This is a genomic window from Pseudomonas koreensis (assembly GCF_024169245.1).
In the GTDB taxonomy this organism is placed as follows: Bacteria; Pseudomonadota; Gammaproteobacteria; order Pseudomonadales; family Pseudomonadaceae; genus Aquipseudomonas; species Aquipseudomonas koreensis_F.
In genome coordinates this window covers 5,708,694-5,734,528 of record NZ_JALJWP010000001.1, presented here as the reverse complement: position 1 = coordinate 5,734,528, position 25,835 = coordinate 5,708,694, and the positions used below count along the sequence as shown (strand labels likewise).

Here is a 25,835-nt window from a genome sequence, read left to right as displayed (position 1 = left end):
CATATCCATTTACCTCTGTGTGATGTCAGCTTTCTTAAGGCTGGGTGCCGGGAGCTAAGAAACCCCACACAGAGGGCCGGACATATTTCCCTTTCGGGTCTTGTATTCGCCCACTCCCGGCATAACAGAGTTTTTGATGCGCACGGGGAAACCGTAGGCAAAAAAAGCCGCGACTGTCGGGGCGGTACGTCCGCTGTGTGTAGGTGTTTCTTAGGCACCTTCTTCAGGGTAAATCTATCGATGTGCGTGGTCAATAATGTCTTTTAAACAGATATGCATTTTCAATAGGAAAAATCAGTTCAGAAACTGGAATGAGTCAATATATTTCTGCTTTTTGCTACGTGAAGGCTTAAAGTGGAAAATGTAATTTTGTAGCCAAGTATGATATTCGAAAATTTTTGGGTCTTTTTTAATGTCGATTTCGTTTTCGAGATAAACTGATCTCGCATTTTCATAAACATCTTTCCAGTTGGCAGTGTCGACAACGTGGAGTTGGTAGTGTTCGCCACAGCGCAATATTAAATTCTGCGCAATGAGTTGATCAAGTTCTTGGCTTTGTGCCTGTCCTTGGCTTTCATTCTTTAGTTTTTCTATAACAGATTTATGTATCAATATTCGAGGGAATAAGGATTTCGAGGATTCGAGGTTGTATGCATCGGTCAGGGCGTGGCTGTATGTTATATGCTGGTTCTCAAAGTGTTTGTTGTAGGCGATTCCCCCTCTTATCAGCAAGCCGTTCTCTAAGAATCGTAGGTAGACATCTTTGGTTGCCTTTAAAAAACCTACGATGTTAGTGGAAGAGCTCATGAATAGTGAGTCGGATATGCTTTTGTGTCGCAGTGTTGCTAAGTCGATCTGTTCAAAAGCTCTATATGATGTGATTAGTTTTTCTTTGAATACTTCCGTGCCGTTGCTTTCATCTTTACTCAGGTAGTAGCGATAGCCCATCACGTCAAGGAATGCGAAATATGAATAAGCCATCATTCAATGGCCTCGGTGATTTTTTGAATTTCACTTCGATAAGCTTTTATCTTCTTGTCCCAAGGAGCCCATACACTTCCGTAGAACTGAATGCCACTTTTTGAAGCCAGGGCAGAGTCATTTTGAGTAAGGTCAAAAATAGCTTTTCCGAGCATTTGAGATACGGGGACTAATTGTCCAAGATTTTCAATTGAACAAATTATAGGGTCGGAAATATTTTCTCTTATTCTTATAATTTTTGAGCTCATTAATTTAGATTTGATTTCTGTTTTTATTTTTTTCGACCATTTTTGATATGATTCTTTGATTAATGATTTGTGTACCTGAAAGTTTTGATTGATGAGTCCGCAGAATTCTGGTGATCCATAATTGCTTTCGATTCCGTATGGTTCTAATGTGCTTAATATGATTTTGTCGTGTTTTATCCAGTCTTCAATAAGTTTTGGTAATGTGTTGATTCCTAAGTAGCAAAATCTATCGGGTGTAACTGGGATAATAAACTTGTCGGATGCTAGAAAGGCAAGTCTAGTGATCGCGCCCGTGCTTGGGCCGAGATCAATTAAAATATAGTCTAGTCCTAGTTCTTCACCAAGATCTTTAATAAGTCGTCGAAAGCTAATGTAGGTGTTTTTTTCGTTAATGTTAGTAGTTATCGCCTGATTGATTGACGCGCCAAAATATGGTTCTGCTTGAGCGCTAAACTCTATGTCGCCTCTCATAAGATATAGTTTTGAATAAATATTTGATTCGGCGAGTTCGATTGTTTTTACATCGATTCTAGCTGCTGCCCCATCTAATCGTGGCCGAAATACATCAAGTATGGAGTGGCCGGGAAGTTTTTTAGATGGGTCGTCAAAGTAGTCAGTGTCGTTGGCGAAAAATAGCTCTGTAAGATTGCATTGTGAGTCCGCATCTATAAATAGTACTTTTTTACCAGCTTTTGAAAGGTATGCGCCGACATTAAATAAAGTGGTTGTTTTGGATACGCCACCTTTGTTGTTGTAGAACGTTAGTGTTTTGGTAGGCGTTTTTATTTTCTTTGCTCTAGGCATTATTTATCTCCAAATGAAAAAGCCCCGCATGTGCGGGGCTTTGAAGGCTCACCACATTCCATGTAGGTAAGCTTTTTATAGCATGGCGCTACGCCATCATCAATCCCAGCTCAACGCCCCACCAGTCTGATACTCAATAACCCGCGTCTCAAAGAAATTCTTCTCTTTCTTCAAGTCCATAATCTCGCTCATCCAAGGGAACGGATTCGTAGTCCCCGGATACTCTTCTTTCAAACCGATCTGGCTCAAACGACGGTTAGCGATGAACTTCAGATAATCCTCCATCATCGCCGCGTTCATGCCCAGTACGCCGCGAGGCATGGTGTCACGTGCGTATTCGATCTCCAGCTGCGTACCCTGCAGAATCATCTGAGTCGCTTCTTCCTTCATTTCGGCATCCCACAGGTGCGGGTTTTCGATTTTGATCTGGTTGATCACGTCGATGCCGAAGTTCAGGTGCATGGATTCGTCGCGCAGGATGTATTGGAACTGCTCGGCGACGCCGGTCATTTTGTTGCGGCGGCCCATGGAGAGGATTTGGGTGAAGCCGCAGTAGAAGAAGATGCCTTCCAGAACGCAGTAGTAGGCGATCAGGTTGCGCAGCAACTCTTTGTCGGTGTCCGGGGTGCCGGTTTCGAACTTCGGATCGGAGATCGAGCGGGTGTACTTCAGGCCCCAAGCTGCTTTCTTCGCGACCGATGGGATCTCGTGGTACATGTTGAAGATTTCGCCTTCATCCATGGCCAGGGATTCGATGCAGTACTGGTAGGCGTGGGTGTGGATCGCTTCTTCGAAAGCCTGGCGCAGGATGTACTGGCGGCATTCCGGGTTGGTGATCAGGCGGTACACGGCCAGGACCAGGTTGTTGGCAACCAGGGAGTCGGCGGTGGAGAAGAAGCCGAGGTTGCGCATGACGATGCGGCGCTCGTCGTCGGTCAGGCCTTCCGGGTTTTTCCAGAGGGCGATGTCGGCGGTCATGTTGACTTCTTGCGGCATCCAGTGGTTTGCGCAACCGTCCAGGTACTTCTGCCAGGCCCAGTCGTACTTGAATGGCACGAGTTGGTTGAGGTCGGCGCGGCAGTTGATCATGCGCTTTTCGTCAACGGCGACACGGGCGGAGGCGCCTTCGAGTTCGGCGAGGCCTTCGGCGACGTCGAGGGAGTTCAGTGCAGCCTTGGCGCGGGCCACGGCGGCCGAGTCGTCGGCGGTCACGGCGCGGGCTTCGAGCGCAGCGGCGCCGCCGGCGTTGTCGAGGCGGTCCATGTTGGCTTCGCTTGCGTGGCCGGCGTTGGCGCCTTTCACGGTTGCGACTTCACTGTCTTCTTTATCGAATTCGTCCCAGCTCAGCATGACGTGTCGTCTCCTGCGTGAGGGCTTGTGCCCGTGTGAAACCTGATGGCTTGGTTTTTCACACGGCCAAAGCCGCGTTGGATGTCGTTTTTTGCAGCGCTGCACGCAGGCAAATAAACAGAAATTTTGACGGGTTCCGAGAGCCTCTGATGGGCGCAATCAGCGTCTGGCACTGTTGCGGGGCTTCAGAATGGCTTTTGCTCCCTGTAAGGGAATATTGCTGACCCGTATGGGGCGGCATTATAGGGAAATTTTTACCGGCGTGGTGCGGCGAATCGGCTCATGGCGAGGCCGAGGAGGGGGTGGATTTCGGTCCGACCGAGGGATTACAGGGCTTTGCGCGGAGTCGAGACCGGCAGATTTTTTTTCGTTAAATTTTTGGCAGATGGTTTTCTGTTTAAAAAATAGCCAGAAAATCGCGTTTTTCACTATATCTTGTGTTTTGCAACCCTTCTGAGCGTCTCCAGACACAACTGAGCCCGACCGAAGCCGGGCTGGAATCGACCCTCAATGTAGCGCTGAGCGATCCGATTCGGTGCAGTCTGATTCAGTTCGTGCAGCCGTTGCCCATGATGCTGTAGCGCAGGATGTGGCGTTGGCCTTTGGAGTCGTCGTATTCCATTTTCGCCGGTACTACTTCGCAGACATTCGGAACTTCGCTCATGGATACAACTTTGGCGATGTCCAGGTGTGTGGAGTAGGTGTATTCCTCGATAACCGGTTGTTGCTGTGCGACATCAGTCGGACCCTCGTTTGCCATGGCGGTTGCGCACAGACTGCTGAGGGCCAGAACCAATAAAGCTTTCATTTCTAATTCACCTTTTTGAGGTCGAGTGGGGTCACGCAACCTTTTTAGGGTTGCGTGTGGAGCTTGGGTATTTGATGCGTTACTTGGAGAGCTGGATTAACGGCCTTCGTGGGGGCTGTAACGTTATTAATCGCGGTTGCCTTGTTGGCGAGGTTAATTTTAGGGGGATGGGGCGGGGGTAAACAGAGCGGGTTTTGATAAACACTTTTGGCATATTTGGTAACAATCCCCCCGCACGGCCCTTGTAGGAGCTGTCGAGTGCAACGAGGCTGCGATCTATTGATCTTGCTTTGGAGATCAAAAGATCGCAGCCTGCGGCAGCTCCTACAACCATCGTCGAATGGTTCTATGGAGCCCACCCGGCTACAACAGGGTCATACAAAAACAACTATTACACCGAGGTAGGAAAGATGAGTGCGGCTTCTCTGTATCCCGTTCGTCCCGAGGTTCTGGCAAACACGCTGACTGACGAGGCGACCTACAAAGCCATGTACCAGCAGTCGGTCGTCAACCCGGACGGCTTCTGGCGCGAGCAAGCCAAGCGTCTTGACTGGATCAAGCCTTTCACCACGGTGAAACAGACATCGTTTGACGATCACCATGTCGACATCAAGTGGTTTGCCGACGGCACCCTGAACGTTTCCTACAACTGCCTCGACCGTCATCTGGCCGAGCGCGGCGATCAAATCGCGATCATCTGGGAAGGCGACGATCCTTCCGAAAGCCGCAACATCACTTACCGCGAACTGCATGAGCAAGTCTGCAAACTGGCCAACGCCCTGCGTGGTCAGGACGTGCACCGTGGCGATGTGGTGACCATTTACATGCCGATGATTCCCGAAGCCGTGGTCGCCATGCTGGCCTGCACCCGGATCGGCGCGATTCACTCGGTGGTGTTCGGCGGTTTCTCGCCGGAAGCCCTGGCCGGGCGCATCATCGACTGCAAATCGAAAGTGGTGATCACCGCTGACGAGGGTATTCGCGCCGGCAAGAAGATTTCCCTCAAGGCCAACGTCGACGACGCACTGACCAACCCGGAAACCAGCAGCATCCAGAAAGTCATCGTCTGCAAGCGCACCGGTGGCGACATCAAGTGGAACCAGCATCGTGACATCTGGTACGAAGACCTGATGAAAGTCGCGGGCACTGTGTGCGCGCCGAAAGAGATGGGCGCCGAAGAAGCGCTGTTCATCCTTTATACCTCCGGCTCCACCGGCAAGCCGAAGGGCGTGCAGCACACCACCGGCGGTTATCTGCTGTATGCGGCAATGACCCACGAGCGCGTGTTCGACTACCGTCCTGGCGAGATCTACTGGTGCACCGCCGACGTCGGCTGGGTCACCGGCCACAGTTACATCGTCTATGGCCCGCTGGCCAATGGCGCGACCACCGTGCTGTTCGAAGGTGTGCCGAACTACCCGGACATCACCCGGGTGGCGAAGATCATCGACAAGCACAAGGTCAACATCCTCTACACCGCGCCGACCGCGATCCGCGCGATGATGGCTTCGGGTCAGGCCGCTGTGGAAGGCGCTGATGGCAGCAGCCTGCGCCTGCTCGGTTCGGTGGGTGAGCCGATCAACCCGGAAGCCTGGGACTGGTACTACAAGAATGTCGGCAAGTCCCGTTGCCCGATCGTCGATACCTGGTGGCAGACCGAGACCGGCGGCAACATGATGAGCCCGCTGCCGGGTGCTCATGCGCTCAAGCCAGGTTCGGCGGCGCGTCCGTTCTTCGGTGTGGTGCCGGCGCTGGTCGACAACCTTGGAAATATCATCGAGGGCGAGGCCGAAGGCAATCTGGTGATTCTCGATTCGTGGCCAGGTCAGGCGCGTACGCTTTACGGCGATCACGACCGCTTTGTCGATACCTACTTCAAGACTTTCCGTGGCATGTACTTCACCGGTGACGGCGCGCGTCGTGACGCCGACGGTTACTACTGGATCACCGGGCGCGTGGACGACGTACTCAACGTTTCCGGCCACCGCATGGGCACCGCCGAGATCGAGAGCGCGATGGTTGCGCATCCGAAAGTCGCTGAAGCGGCGGTGGTGGGTGTGCCGCATGACATCAAGGGGCAGGGCATTTATGTCTACGTGACCTTGAAGAACGGCGAGGAGCCGACCGAGCAGTTGCGTCTGGAGCTGAAGAACTGGGTGCGCAAGGAGATCGGCCCGATTGCTTCGCCGGACGTGATCCAGTGGGCACCGGGGCTGCCGAAGACCCGTTCGGGCAAGATCATGCGGCGTATTCTGCGCAAGATTGCCACGGCCGAATACGATGGCTTGGGCGATATCTCGACCCTGGCGGATCCGGGTGTGGTGCAGCATTTGATTGATACGCACAAGACCATGAATGTTGCTTAAGTAGCAGGTCTGAAAAGAAGAAAGCCCCGTCCGGTGTATGCCGGGCGGGGCTTTTTTGTGTCTGGAGGTTTTGGGGTGGTTGGGTTGGCCTCTTCGCGAGCAGGCTCGCTCCCACAAGGAAGTGGGCGCATTTCAAATGTGGGAGCGAGCCTGCTCGCGAAGGCGATTTGTCAGACACCGCTGAAGCCATCTGTAGGAAACCGCACCAACCCAGCCAATAATTATCGATCTGCGCCGTCAGGCCTTTCCCGCTGTTACCCGCTATAGGCCAATGTGTAACCGTTCGCGCGAAAGCGGGGCGAAGTGAAACGCTACGCCCCGTATTAGAGCCTCAGAGCCACCTCTGAAAAATAAGACATAACGCTGCGCTTGCCGGATTAGAAGGGTTTGCGAATAATGGGCCCGCAACTTGCAATATGTATCGGTTCACTGTCTTTCGCTCTTGCATGAAATTGCAGAGCTGTCAATGAGCTCAAACCGCTTTCTCGGTGCATCTGTAATTAGTTGTCGCATTGAAGAAATATCGGCTTCGGGCCTGTCGTTAGAATGCCGATCACTCGCTCATCGTGGCTGAGGTTGAAATCGCCTACGGTTTCAACGGGAAATTTCCCGCCGATGCGCAACCGATTTCCGATTCACCCATTCGCATATTGGGCTGTCGCTCACTCTGCCGTTTTTGCCCTTTACCGATGGAGTCCCAAGATGAAGAAACTTGTGCTGCTTGGCGCCCTGGCACTGTCCGTGCTGTCGCTGAATGCCGTCGCTGACGAAAAACCTGTGAAGATCGGCATCGAAGCGGCTTACCCTCCATTCGCCTCGAAAGCTCCGGACGGCAGCATCGTCGGTTTCGACTACGACATCGGCAATGCGCTGTGCGAAGAGATGAAGGTCAAGTGCGTGTGGGTCGAGCAAGAGTTCGACGGTCTGATCCCGGCACTGAAAGTGCGCAAGATCGACGCGATCCTGTCGTCGATGTCGATCACCGAAGATCGCAAGAAGTCGGTCGACTTCACCAACAAGTACTACAACACCCCGGCACGTCTGGTCATGAAGGCCGGCACTCAGGTCAGCGAAAACCTGGCTGAGCTGAAGGGCAAGAACATCGGCGTACAGCGTGGTTCGATCCACGAGCGTTTCGCCCGCGAAGTTCTCGCGCCACTGGGCGCCGAGATCAAGCCGTACGGCTCGCAGAACGAAATCTACCTCGACGTGGCTGCCGGTCGTCTCGACGGTACCGTGGCTGACGCTACCCTGCTCGACGACGGTTTCCTGAAAACCGACGCTGGCAAAGGCTTCGCGTTCGTTGGTCCGGCCTTCACCGACGTCAAATACTTCGGCGACGGCGTAGGCATCGCGGTGCGCAAGGGCGACGCCCTGAAAGACAAGATCAACACTGCCATCGCGGCGATCCGCGAAAACGGCAAATACAAGGCAATCCAGGACAAGTACTTCGCCTTCGACATCTACGGCAAGTAAGACGTCTCTGCGACAAGTCCGAAATGGCGCAAGCAACAGAATCTCTGCGGTTTGCGCCATTTTTTCATCCCAACTTTCGAGGACCTGAATCATGTTGAAAGGCTACGGGGCTGTCATCCTCGATGGCGCATGGCTGACGCTTCAGCTCGCCTTGTCGTCCATGGCTCTGGCCATCGTTCTCGGGCTGATCGGTGTTGCGTTGCGCCTGTCGCCGGTGCGCTGGCTGGCGTGGCTGGGCGACCTGTATTCGACGGTGATCCGCGGGATTCCCGACCTGGTGCTGATCCTGCTGATCTTCTACGGCGGTCAGGACCTGCTCAACCGCGTTGCGCCGATGCTTGGCTATGACGACTACATCGACCTGAACCCGCTGGCGGCCGGTATCGGCACCCTTGGTTTCATCTTCGGTGCGTACCTGTCGGAAACTTTCCGTGGCGCGTTCATGGCGATCCCCAAAGGCCAGGCCGAAGCGGGCATGGCCTACGGTATGAGCAGTTTTCAGGTGTTCTTCCGGGTGATGGTGCCGCAGATGATTCGTCTGGCCATCCCGGGCTTTACCAACAACTGGCTGGTGCTGACCAAGGCCACCGCGCTGATTTCCGTGGTCGGTCTGCAAGACATGATGTTCAAGGCCAAGCAGGCGGCGGATGCCACGCGCGAGCCTTTCACCTTCTTCCTCGCAGTGGCGGCGATGTACCTGGTGATCACCAGTGTTTCGTTGCTGGCATTGCGTCACCTTGAGAAGCGCTACTCGGTAGGCGTAAGGGCGGCTGATCTATGATCTTCGACTACAACGTCATCTGGGACGCACTGCCGCTGTACTTCGGCGGCCTGCTGACCACCCTCAAACTGCTCGCGCTGTCGCTGTTCTTCGGCCTGCTCGCGGCGTTGCCGCTGGGGCTGATGCGCGTCTCGAAAAACCCTATCGTCAACGGCGCCGCGTGGCTGTACACCTATGTGATTCGCGGTACGCCGATGCTGGTGCAGCTGTTCCTGATCTACTACGGTCTGGCCCAGTTCGAAGCGGTACGCGAGAGCTTCTTGTGGCCGTGGCTGTCCAGCGCAACGTTCTGCGCCTGCCTGGCCTTTGCGGTCAACACCAGCGCCTACACCGCGGAAATCATTGCCGGCAGCCTCAAGGCCACGCCGAACGGTGAGATCGAAGCGGCCAAGGCCATGGGCATGTCGCGCTTCAAACTGTACAAGCGCATTCTGCTGCCGTCGGCCCTTCGCCGCGCGCTGCCGCAGTACAGCAACGAAGTGATCATGATGCTGCAGACCACCAGTCTGGCGTCGATCGTGACCCTGATCGACATCACCGGCGCGGCGCGTACCGTCAACGCGCAGTTCTATCTGCCGTTCGAGGCGTACATCACTGCCGGCGTGTTCTACCTGTGCCTGACCTTCATTCTGGTCAAGCTGTTCAAACTGGCCGAGCGTCGCTGGTTGAGCTACCTCGCGCCACGGAAGCACTGATATGCAACGCATCGATCACGTATTGCCGTGGAGCCATCTGGGCAGCGAGCGCAAGGTTTCGGTTTTCCGTTTTGGTAGCGGCGAGCGCAAGGCCTACATCCAGGCCAGCCTGCATGCTGATGAACTGCCGGGCATGCGCACCGCCTGGGAGCTGAAAAAGCGCCTCGGCGAGCTCGAAGCCCAAGGCTTGCTCAACGGCGTGATCGAGCTGGTGCCGGTGGCCAATCCGATCGGTCTCGGGCAATTGCTGCAAGGCAATTTCCAGGGCCGTTTCGAGGCGGGCAGCGGCAAGAATTTCAACCGTGATTTTGTCGAACTGAGCGCACCGGTTGCAGCCGCGCTGGGCGACAAACTCGGTGATGATCCGCATGCCAATGTGCGGCTGATCCGTCAGGCAATGGCCGATCACCTGGCCGCACTGCCCGAAGCGAGCAGCCAGTTGCAGGGCATGCAGCGTGTATTGCTCAGCCACGCCTGCACCGCTGACGTCGTGCTGGATCTGCACTGCGACGCCGAAGCCGCGCTGCACATGTACGCGCTGCCGCAGCACTGGCCGCAGTGGCGTTCGCTGTCGGCGCATCTGAACGTCAAGGTTGGTTTGCTCGCGGAAGATTCCGGCGGTAGCTCGTTCGACGAGGCCTGCTCGCTACCGTGGCTGCGCCTGTCGCGGCAGTTCCCCGATGCGCAGATTCCGCTGGCGTGTCTGGCGACCACCATCGAGCTGGGCGGGCAGGCCGACACCGGCCGCGATGAAGCCGAGGCGTACGCTGAAGGCATTCTGGCGTTTCTTGCCGAGCAAGGTCTGATCACTGGCGAGTGGCCAAACCCAGCCTTCGAAGCGTGCGAAGGCATGCCGTTCGAAGGCACCGAATTGCTGTTTGCGCCGCACCCCGGTGTGGTGAGTTTTTCCCGCAAGCCCGGTGAATGGGTCGAGGCGGGCGACGAGATTTTTCAAGTGATCGACCCTGTGTCCGATCGGGTCAGCACGGTGTGTGCTGGTACGTCCGGGGTGCTGTTTGCCATTGAACGGCTGCGCTATGCCCAACCCGGTTTCTGGCTGGCCAAGGTGGCGGGGCGCGAAGCGCTGCGTCACGGGCGCTTGCTCAACGACTGACTGACTGTTTTTGTGAGAACCGACCGCATGTACAAACTTGAAGTCCAAGACCTGCATAAACGCTATGGCAGTCACGAAGTGCTCAAGGGCGTGTCCCTGAAAGCCGCCGCCGGCGATGTGATCAGCATCATCGGCTCCAGTGGCTCCGGCAAAAGTACTTTCCTGCGTTGCATCAACCTGCTCGAGCAGCCGCACGCCGGCAAGATCCTGCTCAACAACGAAGAGCTGAAACTGGTGGCGAACAAGGACGGCGCGCTGAAAGCCGCTGATCCGAAGCAGCTGCAACGCATGCGTTCGCGCCTGTCGATGGTGTTCCAGCACTTCAACCTGTGGTCGCACATGACCGCGATCGAAAACATCATGGAAGCGCCGGTGCACGTGCTCGGCGTACCCAAGTACGAAGCCCGTGAAAAAGCCGAGTACTACCTGAACAAGGTTGGCGTGGCGCATCGTAAAGACGCGTTCCCGGGGCACATGTCCGGTGGCGAGCAGCAGCGCGTGGCGATTGCCCGGGCGCTGGCGATGGAACCTGAAGTGATGCTGTTCGACGAGCCGACCTCGGCCCTCGACCCGGAACTGGTCGGCGATGTGCTGAAAGTCATGCAGGCACTGGCGCAGGAAGGCCGCACCATGGTTGTGGTGACCCACGAAATGGGCTTTGCCCGTGAAGTGTCGAACCAGTTGGTGTTCCTGCACAAAGGCGTCGTTGAAGAAAGCGGCAACCCGCGCGAAGTGCTGGTCAACCCGCAGTCGGAGCGCTTGCAGCAGTTCCTGTCGGGTAGCCTGAAATAAAACAGGGCTGCCGTTGTGCACCAGATTAGGTCATGCTTCGCGACCTCAAGCCTGACCCAGATCCCCTGTAGGAGCTGCCGAGTGCAACGAGGCTGCGATCTTTTGATCTTGTTTTTCGAAAATCAAAAGATCGCAGCCTTCGGCAGCTCCTACAGGGATCCGCGTCGGACTCAGGATTTGTGTTCATTTCCGGGCTAGCATTGGCCCATGCCTTCATCACCGTTGTTCGTTTCGGATTGCCCGCCCATGACTGCCCATCGAATTGGTTTCCTGATTTGGCCCAGCACTAAAGCGTTGACGCTGGCGCTGGCGGAGGAAGCCTTGCGTGTTGCTCAGCGGGTGCACCCGGATGTGGTTTACGAGCTTTCCTTTCTGCAGGCCGAGCCGCCAGCCGAAGGTGCCTGGCAATTGCCCGGTGAACCCTGGGCCGGCAAGCTCGAGAATTTCCAGAAACTGTTCCTGCTCGCTGATGAGCCGCCGACCACGTTGGCACCGGCGCTGAGCAGTGCGCTCAAGCAATTGGTGCGCGCCGGTTGCGTGATCGGTGGTCTGTCGGCCGGTGTCTATCCGCTGGCCCAGCTCGGTCTGCTCGACGGTTATCGCGCCGCCGTGCACTGGCGCTGGCAGGACGATTTCGCCGAGCGTTTCCCCAAAGTCATCGCCACCAGCCATCTGTTCGATTGGGATCGCGATCGCCTGACCGCGTGCGGCGGCATGTCCGTGCTCGATCTGTTGCTGGCGGTGCTGGCCCGTGATCACGGCGCCGAACTCGCCGGCGCAGTCTCGGAAGAACTGGTGGTCGAGCGCATCCGCGAGGGCGGTGAGCGTCAGCGCATTCCATTGCAGAATCGCCTCGGCTCCAGCCATCCGAAGCTGACCCAAGCGGTGTTGCTGATGGAGGCCAACATCGAAGAGCCGCTGACTACCGACGAAATCGCCCAGCACGTGTGCGTATCCCGTCGGCAACTGGAGCGGATCTTCAAGCAATACCTCAACCGCGTGCCGAGCCAGTACTACCTCGAGCTGCGTTTGAACAAGGCCCGGCAGATGTTGATGCAGACGAGCAAGTCGATCATCCAGATCGGCCTGTCCTGTGGCTTCTCTTCGGGGCCGCATTTCTCCAGCGCCTATCGCAACTTCTTCGGTGCCACGCCGCGGGAGGATCGCAACCAGCGGCGCAGCAGCAGTCCGTTCGAGTTGTCGTCAGTGCCGCCCGAGCGCGGTTAGGCGGACGATTCCGACAGTCCGTTCAATGTCGATGACTCGCCGTTGCCCAGAGAAACATCTGAGTTCGTAAGGTCCATGGCCTCCGGCTGCAGTCGTTGTTCTTCGGCCAGTGCGTTTTCCCTTGCCAGTCGCTGGGCCTCCACGTGTTGCAGGCTTCCTGGAGAGAGCCGATTACCGCTGAAATTGAAGTATGTCTTGCTGGCGTTCGAGAGGTCGGCGGGCAGCTCGATGATGTAGTTGTTGGACAGGTCGGCATACGTCAAGTGAGGACGATCGAGCAGCCCTGATGGCACTTCTCTGAGCTCCGTGCCGCTCAGATCCAGCCAGGACAACGCGGTCATGTGGCTGAGATCCGGTGTGACGGTCAACGGGTTGTTATTCAGATTCAGACGGCTGAGGTTGTTCATCCGGCTCAGCGCCTGCACCGTTTGTTCCGTGAGGGCGATACCGCATCCCGGCAGGCTGAGCACAGTCAATTGCTCCATATCCAGGATCACTTCGGGAATATTTCCCAGTTGATAACCCTGGATACCCAGGTTCTGCACATTGGTAAAGCGCTTCAGGAATTGGCCGATCCGCGGCGCAATGCCGGTTTCACAGGTCAGTCTCAGCGAGAGAATATGCCCGAAATCAGCTGACAGATCAGGCAGTTCACCGGTGATGGGCAGGCTGGACGAGAACTCGAACTCGGACAAGCCATCCTCGGCTATCCGGCGCCAGCCATGTTCCAGGCTTTCCTTGAACGCCATCCGGTTGGCCGTTTCCTGCCGCAGCGCATCGCCGGCCAGCGGCACCTGAGTGACGGGGTCGACGGGCACCTCATTTGCCCATGATTCAAGGTCACGGGACATCGTGGCGATTTCGCTCTGGCGTCGCACCAGTTCAATGCGGCCTTCAGCAAGCGTTCCCGGCAGGCCGTAGACAATGTCGTTCAAGCGCGCCCCATCCAGGCGAGGATAAAGTGTCCTTGCCAGTTCGATATCCTCCGGTTCGACCGGAACACTGAAGTCGCTTCCGGTGGCTTGACGGTAGGTCTTTATCCGGTCGCGGGCGTTTGCCGACAACTGATTGTCGCTCAAGTCGAAACCGTCACTGATTTCGGCCGATACCTGAAACAGTGCATCGGGAAGCTCGGCAATATTGTTTTCGCTGAGCACCGCCATAGTGAGTCGCGGACGTTCAGCCAGCCCGATGGGGAACTGGTCAATTGCGGTGCTGGCCAGGTCGATGACACTGAGTTCCGGCAACGCCGAAAGATTCGGGACCCGGCCAAGGGGATTGTCGAACAGGTCCAGCGATTGCAGTCGGCTCAAAGAGGACAGGTGCGTCTGCGCGGCCTCGTCGAAAACGATGCCACAGCGACTCAGTACCAGTGTTTTGAGCCGGGGCATGGTGGCGACAGCATCGGGGAATCTGCCCAGCGTGAAGTCGCGCACTTCCAGTTCTCTCAATCCGGTAAAGCATCGCAGGAAACCGTCAGCGGAGGTCAAGCCCTTGTTGCCGATCAGGGAGAGTTGAAGGACATGGCTGAAGTCAGCCGACAGCGTTGGCAGATCACCTGAAAACGTCAGCTCGGCGATAAAACTGTTGGATCCGAGTTCTGATCTGGCGAAATGGCGGTTACGCCAGGTCTGCTCGACCCTCTGGCTGAACGCCCGCCTTTGCAGGCGTTGCGTTGCCCGATCCGCGATGCCCATGACCTGGCCGTCAGGCGCATACAGGGGAACTCGTTGCGACCAGGCGCCGAGGTCGTTGAGCATCTGGCCTATTTCCATTTCCCAGGTCATCAATTGCGCAGTGCCATCGGCCAGTGTCCCGGGCAGTTGATAAATCACATGGGTGGCGTCGTCGAAGTCCAGCGCCGGAAACAGTTGCCGCGCTCGGCTGATGTCGGCCGGGTCAGGCAAAACGTCAAAGTTGAGTCCGTGTTGCCTGTAGTAAACCTTGATGCGTTCGCGGGCAGCCGGGGACAGAGGGTTGGCGGACAGGTTTATCGTGTCGGCGAGGTCGATGTCGAGGTCGAAAAAGGTTTCGGGCAGCTCGGTGATCGCGTTGTTGTCGAGCAGTGCGTTGCGCAAATTCGGATGTGTGCCGAGACCCTCCGGGACTGTGGTGATTTCGCTTGCGGACAGCCTGAGGTCGTTAAGTGCCAGCATCTTCGTGATGTCCGGACTCCGCCTCAACGGGTTGTGGCTCAGATCCAGCAATTCAAGCTCAGGCAGCGATTGGAGTACGGTCTGGCCGGTATCGGTGAGGGTCAGGTTGCAATGGGGCATCCTGACCTCCTTGAGTTCCGGCGCACGTGTCAGGGATGCAGGTATTTCGCCCAGCGTGAAATCGTGGAGTTGCAGAATCTGCAGATTGGGGAACAGTTCAAGGAACGGTCCCGTGCCACTGATCGCAGGATTGCCCCGAAGATCAAGTTTCAGCACGTGGCTGAAATCAGTGCTCAGAACCGGCATGTCACCCTGGAACGTCGGATTCGCCGTGAAAACGTCCCTGCGGATGCCGGAGGTCGTCGAGCGTTCTCGCCAGAATTGCTCGAGTTGGCCGGCGAATTCATTGCGCGAGGTGATGTTGATGACCTGCTCGGCGGCGCTGATTGCTTCGCCGGTCACGGGGTGTCGGTTCGGTACCTGGGCTGCCCAGGCCGTGAGATCGGCCTGCAGGGTGTTCAATTCGATCTGCCAGAAGTTGAGTCTGGCTTTGCTGTCAGCCAGGGTTCCGGGCAATTCATAGATGATCTCGCTGGCCTCTACCCGGTCAAGGGACGGGAACAGTGATTGCGCCAGCGCGATGTCCTCGGGATCGGCCAGCACGTCGAGGTCCTGACCCGTTTTGCGGTAATAGGCTTTTATTTGCTCGCGCGTCGCAGGCCCCAAGGGGTTGTCGGCAAAGTCCATACCGTCGGTACGATCGGCGGGCAGGTCGAACAGCTCGATGGGCAGTTCATTGATCACGTTGCCGCTGAACACGGCGATGCTGAGGTTGGCGTGATCAGCTAGCCCGGGAGGAACCTGTGACAGTTGGTTGTTGGCCAGATCGACGTGGGTCAGTTCCGGTAAAAAGGTGAAGTCGGGGAACGTAGTCAGATGGTTGTCGCTCAAGTCCAGCGTTCGCAGTTGCGGCATCGAGACCAGTTTTACCTGGTTTTCCGGAGTCATCACGACACCGCAATTTTTCAGTTGGAGTATCTCCAGGTGTGGCAGGTCGACGGCTGACAGCGAGTTCGGGTCGAAGTCGAAATGACTCAGCCGCAGTGACGTGAGCTTCTCGAAGCGTTGCAGGAACGCCTGTACGCCGCTAACGCCTTTATTGCCATGGAGCGTCAGGCTGCCAACATGGCTGAAATCGGTGTCGAGCACCGGCAGTTCGCCGACGAAGTCCAGGGTCAGCTCCAGTTGGCTGTTCCTGAGGTTGGGAGGGAAAGGTGATCGGTTACGCCAGAAATCTTCCAGCTTTTGGCTGAACTCCAGCCTGGCGACGAGTTCGCTGTTTCGTTCACTGCCGGTCAATGGCTCCAGAGTAGCGGGAGAGCGCTGCGGCACATCGTTACACCATCGCGCGAGGACGTTGCGTAACCGCTCGACCTCGCCTTCCCATGCCAAGAGTCTGGCGCGGCCCTCGGCCAGTGTACCGGGCAAGTAGTAAACCAGATCCACTGCTCGGTCAGCGTTGACCGCAGGAAAGAGCCGGGTGGTCAGTTCGATATCTGCCGGGGCGGGCAGCACGCCGTAGTGCTTGCGTGTCTGTTGGTAGTAAAGCTTCACCTTTTCCCGACAGGCTGCCGACAGCTGCGGATTGTCCTCAAAGAGAAACCCGTCACTGAGCACACTGGCGAGGTTGAAAAACTCGTTGGGGATTTCAGCGATCTGATTGCCTGCAAATCGTCCGGAGACCAGGCGAGGATGATCAAGCATGCCCACCGGCACCGTCGAAATGTTGGTGTTGTCGAGGTTGAGATAACTCAATGCGGGCATCGAGTGGATATCAATCGGCTCACTCAGCGGATTGTTTGAAAGATCCAGGGCCGAGACGTGGGGCAGGGCTGCAAGAGTCGCCTTGTTTGCCGGGGTCATGGTGATGCCGCAGTTGCGCATGACCAGTCGCTGCAGGCTCGGCATCGAGGTCAGAGCCTGTGGCAGACCCGGCAGATCGAGGTTCTGCGCGTCCAGGGAAACCAGTCCCGGGAATTGCCGTAAAAACGGTTCGAGACCACGGGTGCTGACGCTGCCGTTCAAGATCAACGATCTGACGTGGCTGAAATCGCCACTCAACGTCGGCAGATCACCGGCTATCGGATCGCTGATCTGCAACAGATAACCGGACGACTCGCGTGTTTGCCGGCGCCAGCAGCGCTCGATTGCGTCTCTGAATGCCTCGCGGCTTCGTTGCGCTGCGCGACGTTGAGCGTCAGTCAGGGGGACTGCGCTGTGCGGGTCGTTTGTTGGAATCCGGGTTTCCCACTCTCGCAGGTTGTCGCGCAGTTGGTTGGCCTCGTTTCTCAGGCGGGCGAGTTCATGGGTGATGCGTGCGGGGTCGTTTGCAAACCTGGCGGCGAAGGCTCGTGCGTCCTCGGCGTTATAACCACGATAGATCAGCTGAATCGCTTGCAGAGGTTCCGGGATTGTCCTGAGGTGCGGTGGTGTAAAGACGTCTGATATTGGAGGCGGTCCTTCATGGCTGCGGCGTCCGACCAGACGCAGGGTGTCCACTGCCGGGGGGCGCGCCGGTGCCAGCGAAACCGCTACGCGAAAATCGCTGCGAGCGAGTGGCCGGGCGCGGATCGCAGCCTTCAGTTGTTCTGTCTGGCCGATATGGATGTCCATAGCCTGACGCTCGGCGTCGGGCAGTGCATAGAGGATGCTTGAGTACAGGTCGGTGGCTGAATGCAACTCTTGCCCGCGGTCATCGAAGGGCTGATAAGTGCCATCGTTTCCACGCACCAGAATCTTTTGCTCCGGCGCGTCAGCGCGCCCGGTGCTGTCGAGCATCTTGCCGGCATACGTGCCGTCGCGGATCTCCAGGCGCACCTCGCCGCTCCAGCCTGGCACGTTGCGCAAGCTGTGCAGGACCAGGGTATCGGTGTCCGGATTGCTCACCGAGTCCAGTTCCAGCCCTTCGAACGCGCGGGTGACGCGGACCTCTTCACTGGCCATCTGCATCAGTGCCTGCTGGCGCTGGGGCAGTTGGCCCTCACTGATTTGCAGTAGCTCGGCACTGCTGGTGGTGTTGAGCAGTTCCTCGGTGACGCGCGGTGGCAGGGGCGGTTCGAATTGCGCAAGGGTGGTGTGCAGTGGGTCGTCGACGTTCTCGATAGCTTTATAACGCGCCTCGAACAGGCGGCTGCGTTGTGCTTTGGCCAATTGCAGCACTTGGTTGCGCAACGCTCGGGCGCGGATGTCCAGCGGCAGGTGCGGGCCACCGAACGCTTCGCCCAGCAACGCCTGGGCTTGTTCCTCGCTGATGGCCTGCAGCAGTGACGTGAGTACATCATTCTCACTCGGCTTGTCCTGACGAAGATCGGTCAGTGACAAGGACTCATCGCTCGAAGATTGCCAGATCACTTCTCCCTGTTCATCCAGCAACCGCAGGCGTTTGTCGGCAGGCCAGCGCCCGTGTTCGCTGAGCAATTGCAGTTGCATCTGTGGATCGGCGCGGCGGTATTGTTCGGGCAGGTCGCTGGCCAGTTGATCGATGAACACCTGCAGGTCCTGGTCGATCCTGAAGCGGGTGATGCTGTCTGCCAGCAACGGTGGGAGAGACTCCTGATCGACGTGCATCCGGCGCAGCGCGTCTTCGTTGTAGCCGCTGACTTGCAGAATGCGTTCGCGACGCTCCGGGGTGAACCCTTGCATCTCATGGCCGATGCGGCGCAAGGCGGTTGCTTTGTCCCATTCCAGTGGCTGCTCGAGTTCGGTGTGCCAGGCGCCGTCGCCGTTGTGGCGCACGGCCGGTTGGTAGGCGTCGGGACGGGTCGGATGTTCGATGTGGTAACGGCCGGGGATCGCCGATTCACTGACAGCGAAATGCGCGTCTTCCAGCGGCAGAATCTGTTTGCCTTGATGGTCGTGAAGGCCAAGCCGGGACGGTTTGGAATCAGCAGGCGGCAGGGATTTGTGTTGATAGCGGGTCAGATCCTGATCCCAATAGCGGGTTTTGCCGTTCGCCAGTTTCACCGGTTTGAAACGCTCGATGAACTCGATGACCTCCTTGGGCAGGACTTTACGGAACTCGCCCACTGCAATCGAACCACCGACAGCGAACAGGCCCAATTGAATCAGCGAGTCCACCGTCCCCACCAGATGCCTGAACGCTTCGGTGGTCTGGCCTTGCGCCCAATCGATGATGCCCTCGAACACTTCGTCGAGAAATTGATAAGCCATGTAGCCCATCATCAGCTCACCCAGGCCAGGTACGAACGGCGCGATGATGAACGCCGCAGTCTGCAAAATGGCCGAGGCGATACCGACGAAGGAATCCCACAGCGCCCAGCGGGCCTTCGAGTCGACCGTAGCGGTGGTGACCGCGATGGCCTGGCCGTCGTTGAGAATCTTGTTCAGTTTTGCCTGGTACTGGTGCTGCCAGAGATCGCCGGCGATTACCGTAGCGGCCACTTGCAGATCAGGTTTTTTGAATGGCTCGTCGCGCCAGACCGGGTCTGAGCTGCCGGCCACCGGTTCATGCCACTTCACCTCGCTCAGGCGGCTGTTAAGACTGGCGAAGAAAAAGCCGCGTTGTTCGTGGTTGACGAAGCGGCTGAAGAATTTCTGATAGTCCTTGGAGCGCAGTTGCCGGGTCAGTTCCTCTGCCAGTTCCGCCGAAGAAGCGTACTCCTTGATCGGATGCTCCGGGTCATCCGGAATGTACGCCACCACCCGCGCCAGCGTGCGGACTTCATCGGCCTTTGGGGCGAACACCAGAATGCCGGTGAGCGGTGCGCCCAGCATGGTCAGCTCCTGACATTGCAGGTGCTGCCCGTTGATGCGCAGATGTCGCACGCCATCGATCAGTGCCTCGATCGTGCGACCGTAACTGCTGCTGATATTGTCAGTCAGGCGGGCGAATCGCAGGGCGGCCTTGAGCGCGGCTTTTTGGCTCTTGTCGACTTTTTTGCGCAACGCTGCGCCTTTTTTGGCATCGGCAATGCCCAGGTGGTCTTCCAGGTAACCCTTGTACTGCGTACCAATGTCCAGCTCCCGGCACATTTTGGTAAATGCCGGAATGCTCATTTTTTCCTTGAGCCAGGGCAGGGTGTCGAACTGTACGGTGGTCGAGGGCTGCGCGTCGGACTGCGCAGGAGCCAGGGATTGCATGATGTACGTCGACGCGGCGTCATAGGCATCGTCCTCGGTCTCTTTCTCCTCGAAGTTGTGCAGCGCAGCCTCCAGCAGCGACACCGTCCAGGTGCGCGCGCCGGTCTTGATGCCGAACAGCGGCGTGGCGGCGGGGACATACAGGCGCAGCAGGGTTTGCCTGACGTCCAGTTCCAGATCGAAGCGGGCCTTGATCTCGGCTATGAGCAGGGGTTCGGCAAAGGCGTTGATGTCGCGAAATTGCTCCAGCTGGCGGTCGACATCGTTCTGTGCGGACCAGTGCGCGGTATTGAGTGTCTTGAGTCCCTCATGCTGAGCGCTGGTCAGCGTTTGAAGCTTGAGGGGCATTGCCGGCGCGGTATTTTTCAACGCCTCGCGCCTGCTCGGTGAAGCCTGGCCGAGCCAGGTCGGAAGGCTGGCCTGCAGGTGCAGATAGTGAGTGTCGGGCTGTTTCCCGAAAGGGGTGTCGAGGGTGACGGCAGTCTGATGTTCGGTCGATGGCATCGGGCCAATCCTTGGCGTTTGGAAAGCGCCAAGCAAATCAGAACGATGCGTGGGGTGTGCGGTACATATTCATACCTCGGCCGCACCGTTGAGTTGATATCCTTGCGGACTGCCGCAAGTCGGCAGTGACGGTTTAAACTGCGCCTTTGCGACGCTATATGTCGCATTGCCGTAAACCCGGGAAAATCCGGGGTTTGCGCTATAAGAAGTTGTCGCTTGGCGACAAGGCCGGGCACAAAACTGTCCTTACAATCCCCTCATCGCTCGCCAGTTCCAGGCGGGTGTTCCTCTTCAGGAGACTCCGATGTCCGTTGAGCACGCTGCGGTACAACGCGCCGATTTCGACCAGGTAATGGTTCCCAACTACGCGCCTGCCGCTTTCATTCCGGTGCGTGGCGCCGGTTCCCGGGTCTGGGATCAGGCCGGCCGCGAGCTGATCGACTTCGCCGGCGGGATTGCCGTCAACGTATTGGGCCACGCACATCCGGCGCTGGTCGGCGCGCTGACCGAACAGGCGAACAAGCTGTGGCACGTGTCCAACGTGTTCACCAACGAACCGGCCCTGCGCCTGGCGCACAAGCTGATCGACGCCACGTTCGCCGAGCGCGTGTTCTTCTGCAACTCCGGCGCCGAAGCCAACGAGGCCGCGTTCAAGCTGGCCCGTCGCGTGGCGTTCGACCGTTTCGGCAGCGAGAAATACGAAATCATCGCCGCGCTGAACAGCTTCCACGGCCGTACCCTGTTCACCGTCAACGTCGGTGGCCAGTCGAAGTACTCCGACGGTTTCGGCCCGAAAATCACCGGCATCACCCACGTTCCCTACAACGATCTGGCTGCACTCAAAGCGGCGGTGTCCGAGAAGACCTGCGCGGTCGTGCTCGAGCCGATCCAGGGCGAGGGCGGCGTGCTGCCGGCCGAGCTTGAGTACCTGCAAGGCGCCCGCGAACTGTGCGACGCGAACAACGCGCTGCTGGTGTTCGACGAAGTGCAGACCGGCATGGGCCGCAGCGGCAAGCTGTTCGCCTACCAGCATTACGGCGTGACCCCGGACATCCTCACCAGCGCCAAGAGCCTGGGCGGTGGTTTCCCGATCGCGGCGATGCTGACTACCGAAGCACTGGCCAAACATCTGGTGGTCGGCACCCACGGCACCACCTACGGCGGCAACCCGCTGGCGTGCGCGGTCGCTGAAGCGGTGATCGACGTGATCAACACCCCTGAAGTGTTGAACGGCGTGAACGCCAAGCACGAAAAATTCAAGACCCGCCTGCAACAGATCGGCGAGAAGTACGGCCTGTTCACCCAGGTGCGTGGTCTCGGTCTGCTGATCGGTTGCGTGCTGAGCGAAGCGTGGAAAGGCAAGGCCAAGGACATCTTCAACGCCGCCGAACAGGAAGGCCTGATGATTCTTCAGGCTGGCCCGGACGTGATCCGTTTCGCCCCGAGCCTGGTGGTGGAAGACGCCGATATCGATGCCGGTCTGGACCGCTTCGAACGCGCTGCGGCGAAGTTGACGCAAGCCTGATGGACCTTTCGGCGCCTGAAATTTTGCAGGCGCCGAACCCAATTTTTGACACCGGGCACGTTCACTGTAGGAGTGAGCCTGCTCGCGATCGCGGTCTGTCAGTCGACTCATCAGGTTCTGACAGACCGCGATCGCGAGCAGGCTCACTCCTACAAGGTCCGGTGTTTTTTTCTGTGAATTTTGAAGAGAAAGGAGTGACACCATGCTGGTGATGCGCCCCGCGCAAATGGCTGATCTGGGCGAGGTACAGCGTCTGGCTGCGGACAGCCCGATTGGTGTCACTTCCTTGCCGGATGACGTGGAACGTCTGAGCGACAAGATCGCCGCGAGCGAAGCTTCGTTCGCCGCCGAAGTGAGCTTCAACGGTGAAGAGAGCTACTTCTTCGTCCTCGAAGACTCGAGCACCGGCAAACTGGTCGGTTGCTCGGCCATCGTTGCTTCCGCCGGTTACTCGGAGCCGTTCTACAGCTTCCGTAACGAGACCTTCGTTCACGCCTCGCGCGAACTGAAGATCCACAACAAGATCCACGTGCTCTCGCAGTGCCACGACCTGACCGGCAACAGCTTGCTCACCAGTTTCTACGTGCAGCGCGAACTGGTTGGTTCGCCATGGGCCGAGCTCAACTCCCGTGGTCGTCTGCTGTTCGTCGCCAGCCACCCGGAGCGTTTTGCCGATTCGGTAGTGACCGAGATCGTCGGTTACAGCGACGAGAATGGCGACTCGCCGTTCTGGGATGCGATCGGACGTAACTTCTTCGACCTCAACTATGCCGAAGCCGAGCGCCTGTGCGGGCTGAAAAGCCGCACCTTCCTCGCCGAGCTGATGCCGCATTACCCGATCTACGTGCCGCTGCTGCCGGACTCCGCGCAAGAAGCAATGGGCCAGGTACACCCACGTGCACAGATCACCTTCGACATCCTGATGCGCGAAGGCTTCGAGACCGATCACTACATCGACATTTTCGATGGCGGCCCGACCCTGCATGCCCGTGTCTCGGGGATCCGTTCGATCGCCCAGAGCCGGGTGGTGCCGGTGAAGATCGGCGAGCCGGTCAAGGGCGTTGGGCGTCAGTATCTGGTGGCCAATGCGCAGTTGCAGGATTACCGCGCGGTGTTGCTGGAGCTGGATTACGCCCCGGGCAAACCGGTGACGCTGGATATGGAAGCAGCCGAAGCCCTGGGCGTCGGTGAAGGTGCCAGCGTGCGCCTGGTGGCGGTTTAACGCCTTAGCAAGTTTCACGGGTGGCGCGAGCGGCCCGTTTGAGGAGATAGCATGATTGTTCGTCCCGTACGCAGCAGCGATTTATCCGCGCTGATCGACCTGGCCCGCAGCACCGGCACCGGCCTGACCACATTGCCGGCCAACGAAGAGCGCCTGACCCACCGGGTCGGCTGGGCCGAGAAGACCTTTCGCGGCGAAGCCGGGCGTGGCGACGCGGACTATCTGTTCGTGCTCGAAGACGATGACGGCCGCGTGGTGGGGATTTCCGCCATCGCCGGTGCGGTCGGGCTGCGTGAGCCCTGGTACAACTTCCGCGTCGGTCTGACGGTCAGCGCTTCGCAAGAGCTGAACATCTACCGCGAAATCCCGACGCTGTTTCTGGCGAACGACCTGACCGGCAATTCCGAGTTGTGCTCGCTGTTCCTGCACGCCGATTACCGCAACGGTCTCAACGGCCGCATGCTGTCCAAGGCGCGCATGCTGTTCATCGCCGAGTTCCCGGAGCTGTTCGGCAACAAGATCATCGCCGAAATGCGTGGCGTGTCCGATGACGCCGGGCGCTCGCCGTTCTGGGAAAGCCTCGGCCGGCACTTCTTCAAGATGGAATTCAGCCAGGCCGATTACCTGACCGGCGTCGGCAACAAGGCGTTCATCGCCGAACTGATGCCGAAATTCCCGCTGTACACCTGCTTCCTTTCGCCAGACGCGCGCAACGTCATCGGCCAGGTACACCCGGACACCGAGCCGGCACTGGCCATGCTCAAGAGCGAAGGCTTCAGCTACCAGGGTTACGTCGACATCTTCGACGCCGGCCCGGCCATCGAATGCGAAACCAGCAAGATCCGCGCGGTGCGTGACAGCGAAGCGCTGGTGCTGGCCGTCGGCACGCCGGGCGATGACGCCACGCCGTTCATCATCCACAACCGCAAACGCGAGGATTGCCGCATCACGGCTGCGCCCGCGCGTCTGGCTGCGGGCACCCTGGTGGTCGATCCGCAGACCGCCAAACGTCTTCAACTCAGCGCCGGCGATCAGGTTCGCGCCGTGGCGCTGTCCGCTGCACGGGAGTCGAAATAATGAATTCGCTATACATCGCAGGTGAGTGGCTGGCCGGTCAGGGCGAAGCCTTTCAGTCGCTGAACCCGGTGACCCAGCAAGTGCTGTGGGCGGGTGAGGGCGCCACTGCTGCGCAGGTCGAGTCGGCGGTGCAGGCTGCCCGGCAGGCCTTTCCCGAATGGGCACGTCGTACCCTCGAAGAACGCATCAGCGTGCTCGAGGCTTTCGCCGCGTCGCTGAAAAACCACGCTGACGAATTGGCTCGCACCATCGGCGAAGAAACCGGCAAACCGCTGTGGGAAGCTGCGACCGAAGTCACCAGCATGGTCAACAAGATCGCCATCTCGGTGCAGAGCTACCGTGAGCGTACCGGCGAGAAGAGCGGCCCATTGGGCGACGCCACCGCCGTGTTGCGCCACAAGCCCCACGGCGTGGTCGCGGTGTTCGGTCCTTACAACTTCCCCGGTCACTTGCCCAACGGTCATATCGTCCCGGCGCTGCTGGCCGGTAACACGGTGCTGTTCAAGCCTAGCGAACTGACGCCGAAAGTCGCCGAGCTGACGGTCAAGTGCTGGATCGAAGCCGGCCTGCCGGCAGGCGTGTTGAACCTGCTGCAAGGCGCGCGGGAAACCGGCATCGCTCTGGCGGCGAACCCGGGTATCGACGGTCTGTTCTTCACCGGTTCGAGCCGCACCGGCAATCACCTGCACCAGCAATTCGCCGGTCGCCCGGACAAGATTCTTGCGCTGGAAATGGGCGGCAACAACCCGCTGGTGGTCGATCAGGTCGCTGATCTGGACGCGGCGGTGTACACCATCATTCAGTCGGCGTTCATTTCTGCCGGCCAGCGCTGCACCTGTGCCCGGCGTCTGCTGGTGCCAGAAGGCGCGTGGGGCGACAGCCTGCTCAAGCGTCTGGTGCAAGTCAGTTCGACCATTGAAGTCGGTGCGTTCGATCAGCAACCGGCGCCGTTCATGGGTTCGGTGATTTCCCTCGGCGCGGCGAAAGCGTTGATGGATGCACAGGAACAACTGCTGGCCAACGGCGCGGTGGCGCTGCTGGAAATGACTCAGCCGCAGGCGCAGTCGGCCTTGCTGACTCCGGGCATCGTCGATGTGACGGCCGTGGCCGAGCGTCCGGACGAAGAACTGTTCGGGCCGTTGCTGCAAGTGATCCGCTATGCCGATTTCGGCGCGGCGATCACTGAAGCCAACAACACCGCTTATGGGCTGGCCGCCGGTTTGCTCTCCGATTCCGAAGCGCGTTACCAGCAGTTCTGGCTGGAAAGCCGCGCCGGCATCGTCAACTGGAACAAACAGCTGACCGGCGCCGCCAGCAGCGCGCCGTTCGGCGGCGTCGGCGCCTCGGGCAACCACCGCGCCAGCGCCTACTACGCAGCGGATTACTGTGCGTACCCGGTGGCATCGCTGGAAACCCCGAGCCTGGTGTTGCCATCGGCTCTGACGCCTGGCGTGAAAATGGCGTAACGGCCATCGCGAGCAGGCTCACTCCTACAAGATTGTGTCGTACACAGCATATGTGTCCACCGCTAAACCTGTAGGAGTGAGCC

16 protein-coding genes are annotated in these 25,835 nt (G+C 58.3%); 11 read left to right on the top strand and 5 right to left on the bottom strand.

Annotation, left to right across the window (positions count from 1 at the left end):
• Positions 1–294: 294 nt before the first annotated feature.
• The 4 genes from J2Y90_RS25395 to J2Y90_RS25380 form a co-directional block, all read right to left on the bottom strand.
• Positions 295–981: a hypothetical protein gene (locus J2Y90_RS25395; RefSeq protein ID WP_253504589.1), complete on the bottom strand. Its 687-nt coding sequence runs from the start codon at positions 979–981 to the stop codon at positions 295–297.
• Entirely contained in the window at positions 981–2,033 is a 1,053-nt protein-coding gene (locus J2Y90_RS25390; protein ID WP_253504586.1) for a ParA family protein, read from the bottom strand. The genes J2Y90_RS25395 and J2Y90_RS25390 overlap by 1 nt, the downstream gene beginning before the upstream one ends.
• A gap of 99 nt (positions 2,034–2,132) precedes the next feature.
• Positions 2,133–3,383, bottom strand: a complete 1,251-nt coding sequence (locus tag J2Y90_RS25385; protein WP_039757978.1) for a ribonucleotide-diphosphate reductase subunit beta — start codon at positions 3,381–3,383, stop codon at positions 2,133–2,135.
• 547 nt (positions 3,384–3,930) lie between these two features.
• Positions 3,931–4,191: a DUF2790 domain-containing protein gene (locus J2Y90_RS25380; protein ID WP_101155910.1), complete on the bottom strand. Its 261-nt coding sequence runs from the start codon at positions 4,189–4,191 to the stop codon at positions 3,931–3,933.
• Positions 4,192–4,601: 410 nt separating this feature from the next.
• Here J2Y90_RS25380 and acs point away from each other — a divergent pair, with 410 nt between their 5' ends.
• From acs to argR, 7 genes are all read left to right on the top strand, one after another.
• Entirely contained in the window at positions 4,602–6,557 is a 1,956-nt protein-coding gene (acs, locus tag J2Y90_RS25375) for an acetate--CoA ligase (protein WP_253504584.1), read from the top strand.
• Between the two features lie 702 nt (positions 6,558–7,259).
• Positions 7,260–8,033, top strand: a complete 774-nt coding sequence (locus J2Y90_RS25370) for an ABC transporter substrate-binding protein (RefSeq protein WP_039757969.1) — start codon at positions 7,260–7,262, stop codon at positions 8,031–8,033.
• Between the two features lie 91 nt (positions 8,034–8,124).
• On the top strand, positions 8,125–8,814 hold the full coding sequence (locus J2Y90_RS25365; protein ID WP_016773583.1) for an ABC transporter permease: 690 nt from the start codon (positions 8,125–8,127) through the stop codon (positions 8,812–8,814).
• Positions 8,811–9,509: an ABC transporter permease gene (locus J2Y90_RS25360; protein ID WP_253504581.1), complete on the top strand. Its 699-nt coding sequence runs from the start codon at positions 8,811–8,813 to the stop codon at positions 9,507–9,509. The genes J2Y90_RS25365 and J2Y90_RS25360 overlap by 4 nt, the downstream gene beginning before the upstream one ends.
• 1 nt (position 9,510) lies before the next feature.
• The gene (locus tag J2Y90_RS25355) at positions 9,511–10,623 is read left to right on the top strand and encodes a succinylglutamate desuccinylase/aspartoacylase family protein (protein WP_253504578.1); all 1,113 of its coding nucleotides are present in this window, start codon (positions 9,511–9,513) and stop codon (positions 10,621–10,623) included.
• Positions 10,624–10,650: 27 nt separating this feature from the next.
• A complete protein-coding gene (locus J2Y90_RS25350; RefSeq protein WP_007912705.1) occupies positions 10,651–11,415 on the top strand; it encodes an ABC transporter ATP-binding protein in 765 nt (254 codons plus the stop codon).
• Positions 11,416–11,661: 246 nt separating this feature from the next.
• Positions 11,662–12,642, top strand: a complete 981-nt coding sequence (gene argR / locus J2Y90_RS25345; RefSeq protein ID WP_253504574.1) for a transcriptional regulator ArgR — start codon at positions 11,662–11,664, stop codon at positions 12,640–12,642.
• Here argR and J2Y90_RS25340 read toward each other — a convergent pair.
• Positions 12,639–20,462 carry a dermonecrotic toxin domain-containing protein gene (locus J2Y90_RS25340; protein WP_253504571.1) on the bottom strand — a complete coding sequence of 2,608 codons (7,824 nt, stop codon included), beginning with the start codon at positions 20,460–20,462 and terminating at the stop codon, positions 12,639–12,641. The two genes, argR and J2Y90_RS25340, sit on opposite strands and share 4 nt — an antisense overlap.
• 304 nt (positions 20,463–20,766) lie before the next feature.
• On the opposite strand from J2Y90_RS25340, the gene J2Y90_RS25335 reads away from it, so the two are divergent.
• The 4 genes from J2Y90_RS25335 (at position 20,767) to astD (ending at position 25,752) form a co-directional block, all read left to right on the top strand.
• The gene (locus J2Y90_RS25335; RefSeq protein ID WP_253504568.1) at positions 20,767–21,987 is read left to right on the top strand and encodes an aspartate aminotransferase family protein; all 1,221 of its coding nucleotides are present in this window, start codon (positions 20,767–20,769) and stop codon (positions 21,985–21,987) included.
• Positions 21,988–22,189: 202 nt separating this feature from the next.
• Positions 22,190–23,209 (top strand): arginine/ornithine succinyltransferase subunit alpha, encoded by a 1,020-nt coding sequence (aruF, locus tag J2Y90_RS25330; protein ID WP_253504565.1) that lies wholly within the window; start codon positions 22,190–22,192, stop codon positions 23,207–23,209.
• A gap of 51 nt (positions 23,210–23,260) precedes the next feature.
• The gene (gene astA / locus J2Y90_RS25325; RefSeq protein ID WP_024014014.1) at positions 23,261–24,286 is read left to right on the top strand and encodes an arginine N-succinyltransferase; all 1,026 of its coding nucleotides are present in this window, start codon (positions 23,261–23,263) and stop codon (positions 24,284–24,286) included.
• Positions 24,283–25,752, top strand: coding sequence for a succinylglutamate-semialdehyde dehydrogenase (astD, locus tag J2Y90_RS25320; RefSeq protein ID WP_253505348.1), 1,470 nt, complete (start codon positions 24,283–24,285; stop codon positions 25,750–25,752). The genes astA and astD overlap by 4 nt, the downstream gene beginning before the upstream one ends.
• Positions 25,753–25,835 lie beyond the last annotated feature (83 nt).

What these genes read in the sequence shown, in the direction of transcription:
- J2Y90_RS25335 (WP_253504568.1), top strand. Translation starts at nt 20,767, where the DNA reads ATGTCCGTTGAGCACGCTGCGGTACAACGCGCCGATTTCGACCAGGTA.
- astA (WP_024014014.1), top strand. Translation starts at nt 23,261, where the DNA reads ATGATTGTTCGTCCCGTACGCAGCAGCGATTTATCCGCGCTGATCGAC.
- J2Y90_RS25340 (WP_253504571.1), bottom strand. Translation starts at nt 20,462, where the DNA reads ATGCCATCGACCGAACATCAGACTGCCGTCACCCTCGACACCCCTTTC.
- argR (WP_253504574.1), top strand. Translation starts at nt 11,662, where the DNA reads ATGACTGCCCATCGAATTGGTTTCCTGATTTGGCCCAGCACTAAAGCG.
- J2Y90_RS25380 (WP_101155910.1), bottom strand. Translation starts at nt 4,191, where the DNA reads ATGAAAGCTTTATTGGTTCTGGCCCTCAGCAGTCTGTGCGCAACCGCC.
- J2Y90_RS25385 (WP_039757978.1), bottom strand. Translation starts at nt 3,383, where the DNA reads ATGCTGAGCTGGGACGAATTCGATAAAGAAGACAGTGAAGTCGCAACC.
- J2Y90_RS25350 (WP_007912705.1), top strand. Translation starts at nt 10,651, where the DNA reads ATGTACAAACTTGAAGTCCAAGACCTGCATAAACGCTATGGCAGTCAC.
- J2Y90_RS25370 (WP_039757969.1), top strand. Translation starts at nt 7,260, where the DNA reads ATGAAGAAACTTGTGCTGCTTGGCGCCCTGGCACTGTCCGTGCTGTCG.
- acs (WP_253504584.1), top strand. Translation starts at nt 4,602, where the DNA reads ATGAGTGCGGCTTCTCTGTATCCCGTTCGTCCCGAGGTTCTGGCAAAC.
- J2Y90_RS25365 (WP_016773583.1), top strand. Translation starts at nt 8,125, where the DNA reads ATGTTGAAAGGCTACGGGGCTGTCATCCTCGATGGCGCATGGCTGACG.
- J2Y90_RS25360 (WP_253504581.1), top strand. Translation starts at nt 8,811, where the DNA reads ATGATCTTCGACTACAACGTCATCTGGGACGCACTGCCGCTGTACTTC.
- J2Y90_RS25390 (WP_253504586.1), bottom strand. Translation starts at nt 2,033, where the DNA reads ATGCCTAGAGCAAAGAAAATAAAAACGCCTACCAAAACACTAACGTTC.
- aruF (WP_253504565.1), top strand. Translation starts at nt 22,190, where the DNA reads ATGCTGGTGATGCGCCCCGCGCAAATGGCTGATCTGGGCGAGGTACAG.
- J2Y90_RS25395 (WP_253504589.1), bottom strand. Translation starts at nt 981, where the DNA reads ATGGCTTATTCATATTTCGCATTCCTTGACGTGATGGGCTATCGCTAC.
- J2Y90_RS25355 (WP_253504578.1), top strand. Translation starts at nt 9,511, where the DNA reads ATGCAACGCATCGATCACGTATTGCCGTGGAGCCATCTGGGCAGCGAG.